Genomic DNA, 15,010 nt, shown 5'->3' on the forward strand with positions numbered 1-15,010 from the left:
GGATACATCCGGGTATATCCGGCCTTAATTTTCAAAATTTTAACAAAAAAAAAAATAAAAACAACCCTTTAAAAAACACTACGCGCCGAGCCTTGCAGGCGGCAGATTATCCGCGCCTTTTTGATTTATTGGGCAACATTGTTTTAGCAAGGTAGCAACCAACAAAACAACACCCATAAATAAAACAAGGCCGTTATAAACATAAAGTCATCCTGAATTGCCGCCCATACCGCTAGGCGGCACCCCGTAGTGTTTCTGTACGGGGTCTATTGATAGGTTTCAGGATCTACCTTATGGGTTGTTATCTAAAAGGTCATACCGGAAGGTTTGCCGGTGCGGAGCGTTCCGGTATCTGTTGTTGTCCTCTTTTAGAGTAACGACAGATCCTGGACTACAACTTTCCAGGATGACGACAAAAAAACAAGGCCACGCGGCAATGACGGACACGAAAAACAATAAAACAAGGAACATCGTCCTGAACTTGTTTCAGGACCTACATCTTGGGTAGTTGCCGTTAAAGACAACAGTTTCCCAAAAGGACAAACAAAAAAACCCGCCGGGTTCAAGCGGCGGGCGTTACAAAAAACAACTATATAAAATATCCAACTGCTAAATTAATACGGCTTGCGGCCGGCAGTATACAGGTCAAGCGATTGGCAAATAGCAATACTCTTGGCTTGGTTGCTCGTGCAGGCGAGTGAAGCCCCCTTGCCCGACGTTCCGCTGATGTACGGGTTCCACAGTACATAGTCGTACTTGTTGCCGCCCAAGCGTTTGGCGGTTACGCCGTTGCAGTCGGTGCCGGGGATATTGGCGTTAGTGGCGGAGTTTATCACAAATTCAAAAGCCTTTGTCGTGATTTTGCTTCCGTCCGCGCTCATTGTGCCGGGGTAGGCAATCGCCAATTTTTTAAACGAAACCGGGCAAGCGTTATCGCCCGAACGTCCGGCGGCGTAGGCATAAACCGCGTCATTAAGGGCCTTAATGCCGGCCATCGCTTCCGTGGCACGGGCGCGCTCAATAGAGCGCGTGTACTGCGGCAATGCTATGGACGTCAATACACCGATAATCAAAACCACCGTCAGCAATTCAATTAGTGTAAAACCAGAATTAGAAATTTTATTCATAAATCCTCCCTAATGATTTTAACAAATTTTACTAAAATTTAAGCGCACTTACGCGCTCAGCGGCCTGTTTCGTCAGTTCCGGTGTGTTAAAAGCCGTCAAGCGGAAGTAGCCCTCTCCGCACGAACCGAACCCGACTCCCGGGGTGCCCACCACCTGCGCTTCCTGCAAGAGTTTATCAAAAAAGGTCCAACTATCCAGCCCATTTGGGGTTTTTAGCCAAATATACGGCGCATTTATCCCGCCGAAGGCTTGTATGCCCGCACCTTTTAGGGCATTTAAAATCACGCGCGCATTAGCCTGATAATCGGAAATAACCTCTTTAATCTGCGCTTGTCCGTCGGGCGAAAAAACGGCCTCCGCCCCACGCTGGACAATATACGGCACGCCGTTAAATTTGGTTGTCTGCCGGCGCAGCCACAACGCATTAAGCGGATGTGCGGAGCCGTTTGCGTCAAAGATTTCCACCCCCTTATGCACCACCGTATAAGCACAGCGCGTACCGGTAAAACCCGCCGTTTTGGAGAACGAACGGAACTCTACCGCTACTTTTTCCGCCCCCGGAATTTCGTAAATGGAGTGCGGCACATCTGCCTGTGTGATATATGCCTCGTAAGCGGAGTCATATAAAATAATGCTATGGTTTTCAACCGCCCAATCTACCCATTTTTTTAACTCCGCACGCGTCATAGCGGTTCCCGTGGGGTTATTGGGTGAACACAAATAAACCAAATCAGCGGGCTTATCGGGCAAGGCCGGCGTAAAATTATTTTCCTCGGTACACGGCAAATAAACCACCCCGCCGTAACGTCCGTTTGAAAATTCTTCCGTTCTGCCGGCCATTACGTTGGTATCCAAGTACACGGGATACACCGGGTTTTGCAGGGCGACCGTTTCCAACGGGGAAAAGAGTTCCTGGAAGTTCGCCACATCACTTTTGGCGCCGTCGCTGACAAAAATTTCGTCGGCGGATAATTTTATACCGCGCGATAAATAATCGTGCTGTAAAATGGCTTCGCGCAAAAACGCATAGCCCTGTTCAGGGCCGTATCCGCGAAAGGTGTTTATATTTCCCATTTCGTCGCACGCTTTTTTTAACGCTTCCACCACCGCCGGAACCAGCGGGCGCGAAACGTCCCCAATGCCTAAACTAATCACGCTTTTGCCCGGGTTTTGCTCCTTAAAAGCAGCCACGCGCTTGGCAATGGTAGAAAAAAGATAACTGCCCTGTAATTTTAAATAATTTTCGTTTAATTGCGCCATTATTCCCCCCCATATTCGCCCGAAAAAACCGCTTGGGCAAGCCCCGTCATAAAAATATTTTTTTGCTCCGGCCACTCTATAAACAGGTCGCCGCCGTCCAATTTAACGGTTATATTTTTTTCTGTTTTATGGTTTAATACACACGCCACCGCCGCAGCACAAGAGCCGGTTCCGCAAGCCTGCGTAATGCCCGCACCGCGCTCCCATACGCGCATCCGCACGGTTTTATCATCTAACACCTGCACAAACTCCACATTTGTTTTACGCGGAAAAAGCGGGTGCGTTTCCAATTGCGGCCCCCAAACAGAAAGAGGAACCTTGTTAATATCCGGCGTAAAAATAACCAAATGCGGATTTCCCATAGAAACGGCCGTTCCGTGAAAGGTTTGCCCCGCGGCAGAAAGCGGAAAATTGACGGCTGTTTCCGCCGGGTTTCCCGCCATAGGGATTTCCCCTTTCGCAAGGCGCGCAACGCCCATATCCACCTGCACAAGTCCGCGGGCGTCGTTGATAATTTCCGTGCGGATAATGCCCGCCAAGGTATCTAACGAAATATGTTTTTTATTTACCGTTTTCCGACGGAAAAGATGCAAAGCCACACAGCGTGAAGCGTTGCCGCACATTTCGGCCTCGCTGCCGTCGCTGTTAAAAATGCGCATTGTAACATCGGCCTTGGCTGACGGCAAGAGCAAAACAAGTCCGTCCGCCCCAACGCCAAAGCGGCGGTTGCAAATAGTTTTAGCAAGCGCAGACGGATTTTTCAATTCCGCCGCGGCCGCTCCGTCCAGCAGGACGAAATCGTTTCCCAAACCTGTATATTTTGTAAATTGCATATTCTTATTTTATAAAAACCGGACTCCAATTTGGTAAGATATTTGTATCTTATTTACAGGGGTATATTTTATGGAAGTATTGCAAGCCATTCAAACGCGCCGCAGCGTGCGCAAATATTTGGATAAGCCCGTAGAACGGGAAAAAATAAACGAGTGCTTGGAAGCCGCCCGTCTGGCGCCGTCCGCCTGCAATTCCCAGCCGTGGCACTATATTGTAATTGACGACCCGAAAGTAAAAGAAGCCTTTTGCAAAGAAGCATTTAGCGGTGTATATGCAATGAGCAAATGGGCCGAAAAGGCTCCCATTTTGATTGCCGCCGTATCGGACAAGGGGTCCTTTACCAGCCGTATCGGTAATTTCTTCCGCCGGACGGAATTTTATTTGGTGGATCAAGGCATTTCCGGCGAGCAATTAGTTTTGCGCGCGTGGGACCTGGGGCTTGGCACCTGCTGGATTGGGTGGTTAAATTCGGACAAAGCGGAAAAATTCTTTAAACTGCCCAAAGGCAAAAAAATTGAGCATTTAATTGCAATGGGCTATCCCGCCGAAACACCCGACGCGCGCCCGCGTGAAGCCTTTGAAAAGAAGGTCAGTTACAACGAATTTAAGGAATAACGAAAAACGCCCTAGGTTTTATCGCCTAGGGCGTTTTTAAGTTTATTAAAACCCTAATGATTTGCAAATACCTTTCATTTGAAAATCCCCACAGTCTTTGCTAACTGCACCATCTTTATAGATTCTAAAATCTACACCGTATTGGGAATTACTGTCTGGAAAGGGATTTGTTCCTCCACGCGAAACAGTCATAGCAATATCAATAGAACTACAATCCATATTGTAATACAAGAAATTTTTACTTTCAAACATATCAGTTGAACCAGCTTTAGGCGTTAATCCCATTTCCCGATACCATTCATTACAGATACTTTTATCTTCTGGAGACGAGAGACTTTCCGCCAAAAAAGCTAAACGCGCATTTTGTTCAATATGATGCCAAACGCTTTGAACCTCCGTAAAACGCGATTTTTCTACCGCTTTGGTATATTGCGGCAATGCCACAGAAGACAAAATACCAATAATTAGAACTACTACTAACAATTCAATTAAGGTAAAACCTTTCTTCATAACCCCTCCTATTATATTACCCCAAACACAGGGGTTTCTTATTTTAACAAAAAGAATCTATCCCTGTCTAGGGTATTTCCGACCGCAGCACCCCGTAGTGTTTCTGTACGGGGTCTATTGATAGGTGCTTGGGTTGTTTATCTTTTGCATTGTCGTTGTCGTCATCCTGGAAAGCCGTAGTCCAGGATCTGTTGTTATTAAATAAGGAGTAGATACTGGAACGCTCCGTGCCGGCTAACACTCGGGAATGACAACAATAACAACGATATCCCGGCACCTCTAACGTGCCACCCGTGCATTGCCCATAAAAACGGCTTGTACGAAAAAATATTTTTTGAACCCCTTAGGGCGGGTTATCAAAATATCCGTGCAAGCCTGTTTTTATAACGCTTTGGCAGAGATTTTTTGGTTACTTTTTCCGGCGAAAAAGTAAACTTTCCGCCTATTTTTCAAATTTCTCTTTGAACCACTTTATCACCCATTCGGGTTTGTAATCAATAATTTTTTTGTTATGCGGGGTATAACTTTCCGCCGGGGCAAAAATCTGCTTTTCGCGCGGAAGAAGCGGATAAATGTAATCGGTTACCACCTCAATATTGGGATACCACAGATTGTGTACCTTTTTATCTATCCAATGCTGCAAGCCCAAGTTAGGTAAATGCAGGCCCGCCGAAGCCGCCCAAAAAACGGAGTTGACGGCAATCACATACAGCGGAAATTCACCTTTTAAAAGGGAAAGCAAATGCCACGTTTGGTTAATGGAAAGTTTTTTGATATCAATTTCCAAATAGTCCGGGTTTTCCACGGGGCCGCCTTTGGTAACACTCATCACAAAGTACCCCTCTTTAATAAGTCCCTTGGCAAGCGCCTGCATATGCGGATAAACATAGTTTGAGCCGCGTGAATCCAACTGCAAGAAAATAATCCCTTTTTTGCCTTGCGCGCCTTTGCGTGCCTTGTCCAAATAATCAGCCACCACCGGGGCAGGCTCTGCCGGGAAATACATTACAGGGGCGGGAACAGCCTCGGGTACGGGTAATGAAAAAGTTTCAAACAAACTCTTCACGCGGTGCGCAACGTGCAAACCGTAATCGTAGTACACAGGTACAGCCAAAAAACCTTCGGGAATATTTTTAAAGGCATCCTCGTAATTGTAATTTTTCCAAATGAACGGATGCCGGTATCCGTCAAAATAAAAAACCTTTTCAAAATGGGGATTTTCGGCCAGTAATTTGCCAACTAAGGGCGAATTATTGCGGTCAAACTGCCCGCCCACATACGCATAAAAGGGTAATTGGGGATACTCCTTTTTAAGCGCGGAAAGCATTGGCGTAGTGTATAAATAATCGCCAATCCCCATAAAGAAAATCAGTGCTACCCCTTTGACGTTAGCATTAGCCTTCAAGGCCTTACCCAAGTGATAATAAACGTGTTCGTGGCGGTAGAGCGGGCGGGAAATGCGGTACCACTCCTTATTTGCAGGCAAAGTTTCCTTGCATTCCGCCGAGGTATGCGGTTTATCAAACTGATACCATACGGGCGTATGGGTGTGAAGAAAAAAGAAAATTTTATGTTTCAGCCAGCGCAATGTTTCGTAAACTACGCAGGCGGTACGGTGCATACAAAGCCATTTTTGGATATTCATATATATAAGTATATCAAACCGGGAAACGGAGTTCAAAACGGGTTATAATAAAATGAAAAACCCCCGGTTGGCAAAACCGAGGGCTTGATACAAAAAAGTGCAACCGATTAACGGTAATACGAACTGCCGTTGGAAATGGGAGACACGTTAATCAAATCAAAAAAGTCTGCGCAATCGCCTGACGGACAGCGCCAGTACATAGTGCCCACTTCGGGCATACCAGCAGTCTGCACCTTTACAAAGCCGCGTACACCCGTATAACTGTTGCTCATACCCTTGGACGTTACCGTCACTTCGCAGTTGCGGGTGCTTCCTGCGGCAGTGCCGAGGGTGTAGGTCCAGTTTTTGCTGTTGTTAGCAATTTTAACGTCCAGGTCGGAAAGCGCACCCGGGCAGGTGCGGAAGGTGGTGGCGTAAATAGAAGCCGCATCCAAAATATTCTTGGACGTTACCACCGCTTCGGCAGTGCGGGCCTTTTCCACAGAGCGTTCATACTGAGGAAGCGCAACGGCGGACAAAATGCCGATAATCAGCACGACTACTAACAGTTCAATAAGCGTAAAACCCTTATTATTCATATTCTCTCCTTATAAGTCAAATCTACCTAATAGTATAACCAAAATTGAAATCCAAAACAAGTAAAAATTCTTTTATTTACCGGGCGGTAAATTGTTGTTTGACCTCTCCCCTGCAAAGTTATACAATATACATAGGCCGGAGTACCTTCCGGGCTGCCGCATTTAGTAGCGGCGTTTTACCGTTTTAATTTAAGCAAAAGGAGACTTCTCTATTATGGCTAAACTAGTTGCTATGGACGGCAACGGTGCAGTATCCCACGTCGCCCACGCTACCAACGAAGTAATCGCTATTTACCCGATTACCCCGTCTTCTACGATGGGCGAAATCTGCGACGCAAAAAGCGCCAAGGGTGAAACCAACATTTGGGGCAACGTTCCTTCCGTGAACGAACTCCAATCCGAAGGCGGTGCCTCCGGTGCCGTACACGGTTCCTTGACCGCCGGCGCGCTGACGACCACTTTTACCGCTTCGCAGGGCTTACTTTTGATGATCCCGAATATGTACAAAATCGCGGGCGAACTCACGCCGACCGTGTTCCACGTGTCTGCGCGCGCTATCGCCACGACGGCTTTGTCTATCTTCGGCGACCACTCCGACGTAATGGCCGTACGCCAAACCGGTTGGGCTATGCTCTGCTCCGACAACCCGCAGGAAGCAATGGATATGGCGCTTATTTCCCAAGCCTCCACGCTTAAAGCCCGCGTGCCGTTTGTGCATTTCTTTGACGGTTTCCGCACCAGCCACGAACTGAATATGGTGGAACCTCTTACCAAAGAGCAAATGCACGAAATGATTGACGACAAACTCGTGGAAGAACACAAGTCCCGCGGTTTAAACCCGGAACACCCGACCGTGCGCGGTACCGCCGCCAACCCGGACGTGTACTTCCAGGCCCGCGAAGCCGTCAATAAATTTTATAATGCCGTTCCCGGTATTGTAAAAGAAGAAATGGCTAAATTTGAAAAATTGACCGGCCGCCACTACGAACTCTTCCAATACGTCGGTGATGCGGATGCGGAACGCTTGGTCGTGATTATGGGTTCCGGCGCGGACGTAGCGCAGAACGCCGTAGAAGCGATGAAAGGCGAAAAAGTGGGCGTACTCAAAATTAAATTATTCCGCCCCTTCTCTATTGAAGATTTTATTAAAGTCATCCCGGCCTCTGTTAAGAGAATTGCCGTTATGGACCGCACGAAAGAACCCGGTTCCTTGGGCGAACCGTTGTTCCAAGATGTTTGCGCCGCTTTCTTAACCAAAGAAGCCAAAGCCAAATTTGCCGCTACCCCGCTCATTATCGGTGGCCGCTACGGTATCGGTTCCAAAGACTTTACCCCCTCTCACGTTAAAGCCGTGTTTGATAACCTGGCCGCCAACGAACCCAAAAAAGAGTTCACGGTCGGTATCAAAGACGATTTGACTAATTTATCCTTGCCCGAAACCAAATTGGAAAGCAAAGCCGCCAATGATATTTTTGCCGCTTTGTTCTACGGTTTAGGCTCCGACGGTACCGTAGGTGCCAACAAGAACACGATGAAAATCATCAGCGCTAACGGTTTCTTTGCCCAAGGTTACTTTGTGTACGACTCTAAAAAGTCCGGGTCTATGACCACGTCCCACATCCGCTTTGGCAAAAACTATATCCGCGCGCCTTACCTCATCCAATCTGCGGACTTTATCGGCGTGCATATGTTTGACTTCTTGGATAAATATGATGTACTCGGCAAAGCCAAAAACGGTGCCACCGTACTTATCAACTCGCCTTACAACGCCAGCGAAGTATGGAACCATTTAACCGCCGAAGTACAGAAGATTATCATTGACCGCAAACTGAAAGTGTACGTCATTGACGCTTCCGATATTGCCTTGGCTACCGGTATGGGCAGCCGCACCAATACCATTATGCAGACGGCCTTCTTCGGTATTGCGGGCGTAATCCCGACCGAAAAAGCCATCGCCGACATTAAAGAAGCCATTAAGAAAACCTATTCCAAAAAAGGCGAAGAAGTGGTGCAGAAGAACTACAAAGCCGTGGATGCCGCCTTGGCGGGCTTGCAAGAAGTAAAATATCCGGCCGAAGTAACCTCTAAATTGCACACCAAAGCCCCGGTTCCGGCGGACGCCCCTGCGTTTGTAAAAGACGTTTTGGGCGAAATGATTGCCGGCCGCGGCGACGAATTGCCGACCTCCGCTATGACCGAAGGCGGTGTATATCCCACCGGTACCACCCAGTACGAAAAACGCAACATTGCTATTATGGTACCCCAATGGGACCCCAACACTTGTATCCAATGCGGTTTCTGCTCCCTGGTCTGCCCGCACGCCGCTATCCGCATTAAAGCGTACGACGGAAAAGCCTTGGAAAACGCTCCCAAGACTTTTAAATCTGCCGACGGCAAAGCCGACCTCGCCGGTCTTAAATTCACCGTACAAGTAGCGGTGGAAGACTGCACCGGTTGTGGCGCCTGCGTATTTAACTGCCCGGCCAAAAACAAAGAAAACCCGGAAAAGAAAGCCCTCAATATGGTGCACCAGTTGGAAGTTCGCGACAACGAAATTGACAACTACGCTTTCTTCTTGGGCCTCAAACAAGCCGATGTAAAAACCAAAAAAGAATCCGTCAAAGGTTCCCAAATGAGAAGACCTTTGTTTGAGTTCTCCGGCGCTTGCGCGGGCTGCGGTGAAACCCCGTATGTAAAACTCTTAACGCAGTTGTTCGGCGACCGCTTGGCCGTAGCCAACGCGACGGGCTGCTCTTCTATTTACAGCGGCAACCTGCCCACCACGCCTTATTGCAAACGAGACGACGGCAAAGGCCCGGCTTGGTCTAACTCCCTGTTTGAAGACAACGCCGAATTTGGCTTGGGTATGCGCTTGGCGTTTGACCAACTCAACCACGATGCCAAAGCGGCTTTGACCGAAGCCAAAGAAGGCGGACTTAAAGAACACGCCGCCTTGGTGGATGCGATTATCAACGCCGACCAAAGCACTGATGCGGGTGTGGAAGAACAACGCAAACGCATTGTGGAACTCAAAGATATTTTGAACAAAGGCGCTGAAAAAGGCTGCGAAACCTGCAAACGCCTGTTGAGCCTGGCTGACTACCTCGTTAAAAAATCCGTCTGGATTTTGGGCGGCGACGGTTGGGCCTATGATATCGGCTACGGCGGGTTGGACCACGTTTTAGCCAGTGGCAAGAACATCAAAATCTTGGTGCTGGATACGGAAGTCTATTCCAACACCGGCGGCCAGATGTCCAAAGCCACCCCGTTGGGTGCCAAAGCCTTGTTCGCCGCGGGCGGCAAACAAATGCCGAAGAAAGACCTCGGTATGATTGCGATGACCTACGGTAACATCTATGTAGCCCAAGTGGCTATGGGTGCCAATATGAACCAGACCATCCAAGCCTTGGCGGAAGCCGATGCTTACAACGGTCCGGCCCTCGTAATTGCGTACTCCCACTGTATCGCTCACGGGATTGATATGTCCAAAGGTATGGGTGAAGCCAAACGCGCCGTACAAGCCGGCCGCTGGATTCTCTACCGCTTCAACCCCGAAGCCCGCTACGAAGGCAAGAACCCCTTGCACGTGGATAGCCCGTTAGGCGCGCCGACCTTGCCGTTGGCCGACTATATGAGCGGCGAAAACCGCTTCAAAGGCTTGATGCGCGACAACCCGGAACTCGCGAAGGAACTTATCAAACGCGCTGAATCCGAGTATGCTTGGAGACGCGACTTGTACAAACAACTCGCGGCCATCCAGCCCGCTGAAAAAGTCGTAAAATAAGTTTGGAAAGATGTAAAAACCCCGGCCGAGTTTATCACTTGGCCGGGGTTTTTTATGGAATATTTGGCAATCTGTTGTTGTCATTTGTCGTCATCCTGGAAAGTCGTAGTCCTAGATCTGTTGTTACTCTAAAAGAGGACAACAATAGATATAGGAACGCTCCGCGCCGGCAAACCTTCCCGTATGACCTTTATTTCTATAAACACACAACTACCCAATCGGCAGATCCCGAAACCTATTCATAGACCCCGTACAGGCAACATATTTTTGCTACAATAAAATTATGAAGAAATTCGTTATCCTCTTGATTACTATTCTGGTGGTGTGGCTGGCAGCGGGCTATCATCACGCGCGCAAAGAACAACTGGGCGAAGCCTTGATAACCGCCGCCTATTATGGGGATTTACTGTCCGTAAAGGAAGCCCTGGAAGAGGGCGCCCCGTCCGCTTATACGCTCTTTTTTGACGACGAGGACCGCCAATACAGCGAAATGAATTTTAACGCTTTACAGGCCGCTGCTTCTGGCGGGAACGAGGACGTTATCAATTTTTTATTAGACCAAGATTTTGATATTAATATCCCCACTCCCGACGGCTGGACTCCGCTCTATATTGCCGCTCGCGACGGACAGTCCGAAGCCGCCAAACTCCTCGTATTCCGCGAGGCTGATTTAAACATACAAACTCATTTGGGAGCCACCGCTCTCATTATGGCACTTACCCAGCCGTTTGAAACCGAACAGGCCCGGACGGATTTACTTACCTATATGCTTAAACGCGGGGCGAATCCGAATCTAGCGGACAATGCCGGTTTTTCCCCGCTGTACTACGCCGCCGCCACACTGGACCCGGCACGCGTGCAAATTCTTTTAGAAAACGGTGCCAAAGCCACCCCGGAGCAACTGGACAAAATTTTAAAAATGCTCCAATTAAAAAGTGGCAAAAGCGCCAAAAAAATAGCCGCCCTCTTAAAAAAGAAAGCGGCCAAATAAAAAGGATTTTTCGTTTTACGGAAGCGTAAATTCCATTACCCGGAGTTTGCGCTTTTCGTTAAGTACGGTAAAGCGCAGCACATCCCCGGACTGTAAATCAACCTCGGTAAATGCCAATTCGGCGTGTGCATCCTCGTACGGTTGCGGATAATTGCGCAAATCCAGCGTAAACACGGCTTTTTCCCCACGCCACACCGCCACACTTTTCACGCGTTCCTCTAACAACAAACGGCCAATTTCCCACCCGCGGAACACCAACGGGCGCGCGGGCAGTTTTTCCGCTTGAAAATATTGGTCCAACATCATAGGCACAGCCTGAGAAAGATTGACGGCGTAGGTATGGCTCTGCGCCCGGTTGCCCGGCATAGCACATCCGCCAGAGTGCAAGGCCACCACCTGCCAATTATCCCCCTGCTTTTGGAACACGGGTGAACCGCAGTAACCGCTCAACAAAAAAGGTGTTCTTACATCATCTTGCTTGATTTCGCGCGTGCCAATCACGCCGAAACCCGCCGCATTGATAATATCGCGCCGAACGGGCAAAAAGTCTCGCCGCCCGTACGGGCCCGCCACATAACCAAACGAATAAGAGGGAACATTGGTCCGTACTGTGCCCAACGAAAAAGGTTCAGCCCCTTTTTCAAGCGCACTCTTGGGTAAGGGAGCCAAAGACACATCCGGCGAACTCCACCCCGCACTCCCGCTAACGGCAACCGTTACCGTGTACTCTTTTAAACCGTTATTTGTCCACACACGCGCTACGCGTTTTTGCCCCGCTGCTCCCCCAATATGATACGGCATCGCCGCCCATAGTTGTCCGTGTGATTCAAATAAAAAACCGGTTCCTAATACCGTTGGAGATTCCGGACGCGCCACCTGAATAAGCCCCTTCGGCACACGCGCCATAAGTTCACGCGGACCTGCAAAACGGCTCCGGGAAGCGGCAAAAATTCTTTTGGTTAGTTCGGGCATTAGGCGTGGAAAAGAGGTCATTTCAGCCCCGGTTTTTGCCAATTTAATACTAGCGGCAGGCACGCGGAATAACTGCGCACAAACCGGGAGAGAAAAGCCTAGCATCAAACTAACAATGAAAACAAATCGGGTCATACATATATTATAGCGGTTTAAGAGGATGACTTGCCAGGGCCAAAGGACCTAGGGCGTATGGGACAAATATTGCTCGTAGTGAGTCCAATAATACCACACACTCCATACGGCTATTAACAAAAAGAATACAGCCATATACATTAGGATATGCCCGATAATCACATCATAATTTAATAAGCCCAGCGGCTCCAAGATATACACCCAATCGCCCTTTACAGCACCGGGGGCATAACTTGTAACCATATCGGAAGAGGTAAGAGGCAATTTCATCGCGCGTGCATCTGCGCAATAAATTCCCGCCCCATACAAAGTAGTAGCCAGCCAATAAAGCAAAACAGGCTGTAACAGCCGCCCGCCCTTTAAACGCAAGGCCCAAAAACATAAAATAAGCGGAATCAGCGTTTCCATACCGTTGCCGGAAGCATACGTCCACCACTCCCAGCCTAAAACAGCCCAAAAACGGTGCGAAAATTCGTGCGTTAAATAGTTGGGCAAATAGACGAAAACATTGTCCAAAAGTATTTTAAACAGCGGGCTTTCTATGTGGGCGCATCCCCATATAAATAGCCCGCCCAAAATAAATACACTCCAAAAGCCCCATTTAAAATAAATGAAACTTTGGCGGTATGGGTCTAAATGAATCATAGAGATATTATACAGAAAAATCCCGCACTGTAAAAAGTGCGGGAGCATATTATTTAACGGTTATTTTATATTCCACGTCTTCACGCAGGCTGTTATGCACCGGGCAGGTTTGGGCGATATGTGTGTAAAAGTTTTTCTGCTCGCCGGACAAATTGTCCTTAAACGCAAACACCAATTCCACCGACACTACCCGCCGCGGCGTGCCGCCAAACTGCGGTGCCACGGAAAGCGTAGTACCCGTTACGTCCTCCCCCCGTTTTTGGGCGGCATAGCCAATCATCGTCAGCATACACGCACCCAACGCGCTGGCCAAAACTTCGCCGGGCTGCATATCCTCGCGCGGGTCAAAATACGCGGTGCGCACAGAACCGTTTTTCCCGTCCAGTACGCTTACCGTTTGCAAGTTTTCTCCCAAAGTTGTTGTAATCATATTTCCCTCCTATGGGTATAATAACAGATTAAACGCCGTTTCGGGTAAAAAATTTTAGGTTATAAAACTTCCACCGTTACCTTTACTTCTCTGCTTAATGTTTGATGTACCGGGCAGGCTTGTACTGCCGATAAGTAGAACTTTTTTTGCTCCGGCGAAAAGTGCGCGGGAAAGGTGATTTTTAATACAAACTCCCCCACGCGGCGCGGATTAGCAGCCATAATTTTTTGTATGGATAAATGCGCGCCCTTAAAATCTTCCCCGCGCGCGGCGGCCATTTTGCCCATAATCGTAAGCGTGCAGGAAGCAAATGCCGAAGCCAATAAATCCGTGGGCGAAAAGCGGCGGCCCTGCCCGCCGTTGTCTGGCGGCAAATCGGTTTGAATCGTGGTTCCAGTCGGTCCGTGTACAAGATTGGTTTCCCCGTCGCCGGTATAAGTACAAGTAATTTCTGTCATATGGAAAAACTCCTAAAATTTACTTATATGCTTTTGATAGCATATACTATTTTATTAATAAATTTTTCGTAATCATTATAAATCACGGCTTTTCCGAACTCAAAGTTCTTTGTTGAGAATGTAATGTTAAATTGCGCATTACAATAATAATCTTTATAAGTCTCTCTATTATGTATTTTATTCTGTTGGTGATCAGAAATATGCGCTACACAAATTAAAGTTTTATTTGGAGTGTGATAAAAACAGTCTATATTATCTTGGGAAAGTTTGATGTATTTCTTTAAATTGTGAGAAGTAATTTCTTCCCATTTTGTGATTTCACCAGATTTATCAAAGTATGGAATTTTATCAAAAATACAAAAAATTTGAAAATAAGGGACATTAGCACTCCGGATATTAGCAGTTTCCCCCAGCATACTTTCAAAATAATTGTTAGAGTTTTGAGAATAATTGCTCATTACAAACTTTATTGCAATCCCAGCTATTGGTTTATCATTTAAACAAACGGTTATATCAACTCTTTTGTCCAAGTATCGGCCTGTAATTATCTTTTCATGTTTAGAATTCTCACTCAAAGAATATACTTCATATTGAGAATCATTGAAGCACGCAGAAATATCTTTCGCGATTGCTGGGTGTAAAACTTTTAGTTTTTCGTTACTCCTTGGACTACTTGTTAAACATTTGATAAATGATTCCTTTAAAATTTGTAAAAAATTCTGGTTCATATTAGGCATATTTTTGCTCCTGTATTTTTAAAATGCTATATTCTAAAAAGGCTTTTAAATCCTTAGAGGAAAAGGTATAACAGCCGCCGTTCTTATACTTACCAAGCATAGAAATATAATCAATAAAATTTTGAGATATCAAAATTTGTTTTAACTGTGCTAAATTCAAATCAGTTAAAATATATAAACCGCTATATGTACCCTCCCCTTCTTTACAAGGAATCAGTTTAATATCTTTGATTGTTTTTACTAAGGAATTAATAGAATACTTTATTTTATTTATATCTTTTAATCTTT

Annotated in this window: 14 protein-coding genes and 1 pseudogene; 3 read left to right on the forward strand and 12 right to left on the reverse strand. The window is 47.1% G+C overall.

Annotated features, from left to right (window positions below; genetic code table 11):
- Positions 1–614: 614 nt before the first annotated feature.
- Genes ACQY2K_RS07540 through dapF form a run of 3 tightly spaced genes read right to left on the reverse strand, consistent with a single transcriptional unit; the run spans position 615 to position 3,221 of the window.
- Entirely contained in the window at positions 615–1,127 is a 513-nt protein-coding gene (locus tag ACQY2K_RS07540) for a type IV pilin protein (RefSeq protein WP_428041347.1), read from the reverse strand.
- A 31-nt stretch (positions 1,128–1,158) separates the two neighbouring features.
- Entirely contained in the window at positions 1,159–2,388 is a 1,230-nt protein-coding gene (locus tag ACQY2K_RS07545; RefSeq protein WP_428041348.1) for an LL-diaminopimelate aminotransferase, read from the reverse strand.
- A complete protein-coding gene (gene dapF / locus ACQY2K_RS07550; protein WP_428041349.1) occupies positions 2,388–3,221 on the reverse strand; it encodes a diaminopimelate epimerase in 834 nt (277 codons plus the stop codon). The genes ACQY2K_RS07545 and dapF overlap by 1 nt, the downstream gene beginning before the upstream one ends.
- Before the next feature lie 70 nt (positions 3,222–3,291).
- On the opposite strand from dapF, the gene ACQY2K_RS07555 reads away from it, so the two are divergent.
- On the forward strand, positions 3,292–3,837 hold the full coding sequence (locus ACQY2K_RS07555) for a nitroreductase family protein (RefSeq protein WP_428041350.1): 546 nt from the start codon (positions 3,292–3,294) through the stop codon (positions 3,835–3,837).
- Positions 3,838–3,882: 45 nt separating this feature from the next.
- On the opposite strand, the gene ACQY2K_RS07560 is transcribed toward ACQY2K_RS07555, so the two are convergent.
- The 3 genes from ACQY2K_RS07560 to ACQY2K_RS07570 all read right to left on the reverse strand — a co-directional run bounded on the left by ACQY2K_RS07560 (position 3,883) and on the right by ACQY2K_RS07570 (position 6,570).
- Entirely contained in the window at positions 3,883–4,347 is a 465-nt protein-coding gene (locus ACQY2K_RS07560) for a type IV pilin protein (protein ID WP_428041351.1), read from the reverse strand.
- Between the two features lie 442 nt (positions 4,348–4,789).
- On the reverse strand, positions 4,790–5,992 hold the full coding sequence (locus tag ACQY2K_RS07565; RefSeq protein WP_428041352.1) for a glycosyltransferase family 9 protein: 1,203 nt from the start codon (positions 5,990–5,992) through the stop codon (positions 4,790–4,792).
- A gap of 107 nt (positions 5,993–6,099) precedes the next feature.
- Positions 6,100–6,570, reverse strand: a complete 471-nt coding sequence (locus ACQY2K_RS07570) for a type IV pilin protein (RefSeq protein WP_428041353.1) — start codon at positions 6,568–6,570, stop codon at positions 6,100–6,102.
- Positions 6,571–6,781: 211 nt separating this feature from the next.
- Between ACQY2K_RS07570 and nifJ the strand changes: the two genes are divergently transcribed.
- The gene (gene nifJ, locus ACQY2K_RS07575) at positions 6,782–10,354 is read left to right on the forward strand and encodes a pyruvate:ferredoxin (flavodoxin) oxidoreductase (RefSeq protein ID WP_428041360.1); all 3,573 of its coding nucleotides are present in this window, start codon (positions 6,782–6,784) and stop codon (positions 10,352–10,354) included.
- 283 nt (positions 10,355–10,637) lie between these two features.
- On the forward strand, positions 10,638–11,345 hold the full coding sequence (locus ACQY2K_RS07580; RefSeq protein ID WP_428041354.1) for an ankyrin repeat domain-containing protein: 708 nt from the start codon (positions 10,638–10,640) through the stop codon (positions 11,343–11,345).
- Positions 11,346–11,360: 15 nt separating this feature from the next.
- Here the strand turns inward: ACQY2K_RS07580 and ACQY2K_RS07585 are convergent, their stop codons facing one another.
- From ACQY2K_RS07585 to ACQY2K_RS07610, 6 genes and pseudogenes are all read right to left on the reverse strand, one after another.
- Positions 11,361–12,452 (reverse strand): hypothetical protein, encoded by a 1,092-nt coding sequence (locus ACQY2K_RS07585; RefSeq protein ID WP_428041355.1) that lies wholly within the window; start codon positions 12,450–12,452, stop codon positions 11,361–11,363.
- Between the two features lie 48 nt (positions 12,453–12,500).
- A complete protein-coding gene (locus ACQY2K_RS07590) occupies positions 12,501–13,097 on the reverse strand; it encodes a hypothetical protein (RefSeq protein ID WP_428041356.1) in 597 nt (198 codons plus the stop codon).
- A gap of 49 nt (positions 13,098–13,146) precedes the next feature.
- Positions 13,147–13,527 carry an OsmC family protein gene (locus tag ACQY2K_RS07595; protein WP_428041357.1) on the reverse strand — a complete coding sequence of 127 codons (381 nt, stop codon included), beginning with the start codon at positions 13,525–13,527 and terminating at the stop codon, positions 13,147–13,149.
- 59 nt (positions 13,528–13,586) lie between these two features.
- A complete protein-coding gene (locus ACQY2K_RS07600) occupies positions 13,587–13,985 on the reverse strand; it encodes an OsmC family protein (protein ID WP_428041358.1) in 399 nt (132 codons plus the stop codon).
- 23 nt (positions 13,986–14,008) lie between these two features.
- Positions 14,009–14,722 carry a hypothetical protein gene (locus ACQY2K_RS07605; protein WP_428041359.1) on the reverse strand — a complete coding sequence of 238 codons (714 nt, stop codon included), beginning with the start codon at positions 14,720–14,722 and terminating at the stop codon, positions 14,009–14,011.
- Positions 14,715–15,010 (reverse strand): annotated as a pseudogene (locus tag ACQY2K_RS07610) (Eco57I restriction-modification methylase domain-containing protein); the annotation flags it as partial. The pseudogene ACQY2K_RS07610 and the gene ACQY2K_RS07605, both read right to left, overlap by 8 nt.

The sequence above is a fragment of the Candidatus Avelusimicrobium fimicolum genome (assembly GCF_021632165.1).
GTDB lineage: Bacteria > Elusimicrobiota > Elusimicrobia > Elusimicrobiales > Elusimicrobiaceae > Avelusimicrobium > Avelusimicrobium fimicola.

Coding starts and splice junctions, on each gene's coding strand:
- ACQY2K_RS07540 (WP_428041347.1), bottom strand. CDS start 1,127: ATGAATAAAATTTCTAATTCTGGTTTTACACTAATTGAATTGCTGACG.
- ACQY2K_RS07545 (WP_428041348.1), bottom strand. CDS start 2,388: ATGGCGCAATTAAACGAAAATTATTTAAAATTACAGGGCAGTTATCTT.
- dapF (WP_428041349.1), bottom strand. CDS start 3,221: ATGCAATTTACAAAATATACAGGTTTGGGAAACGATTTCGTCCTGCTG.
- ACQY2K_RS07555 (WP_428041350.1), top strand. CDS start 3,292: ATGGAAGTATTGCAAGCCATTCAAACGCGCCGCAGCGTGCGCAAATAT.
- ACQY2K_RS07560 (WP_428041351.1), bottom strand. CDS start 4,347: ATGAAGAAAGGTTTTACCTTAATTGAATTGTTAGTAGTAGTTCTAATT.
- ACQY2K_RS07565 (WP_428041352.1), bottom strand. CDS start 5,992: ATGAATATCCAAAAATGGCTTTGTATGCACCGTACCGCCTGCGTAGTT.
- ACQY2K_RS07570 (WP_428041353.1), bottom strand. CDS start 6,570: ATGAATAATAAGGGTTTTACGCTTATTGAACTGTTAGTAGTCGTGCTG.
- ACQY2K_RS07580 (WP_428041354.1), top strand. CDS start 10,638: ATGAAGAAATTCGTTATCCTCTTGATTACTATTCTGGTGGTGTGGCTG.
- ACQY2K_RS07585 (WP_428041355.1), bottom strand. CDS start 12,452: ATGACCCGATTTGTTTTCATTGTTAGTTTGATGCTAGGCTTTTCTCTC.
- ACQY2K_RS07590 (WP_428041356.1), bottom strand. CDS start 13,097: ATGATTCATTTAGACCCATACCGCCAAAGTTTCATTTATTTTAAATGG.
- ACQY2K_RS07595 (WP_428041357.1), bottom strand. CDS start 13,527: ATGATTACAACAACTTTGGGAGAAAACTTGCAAACGGTAAGCGTACTG.
- ACQY2K_RS07600 (WP_428041358.1), bottom strand. CDS start 13,985: ATGACAGAAATTACTTGTACTTATACCGGCGACGGGGAAACCAATCTT.
- ACQY2K_RS07605 (WP_428041359.1), bottom strand. CDS start 14,722: ATGCCTAATATGAACCAGAATTTTTTACAAATTTTAAAGGAATCATTT.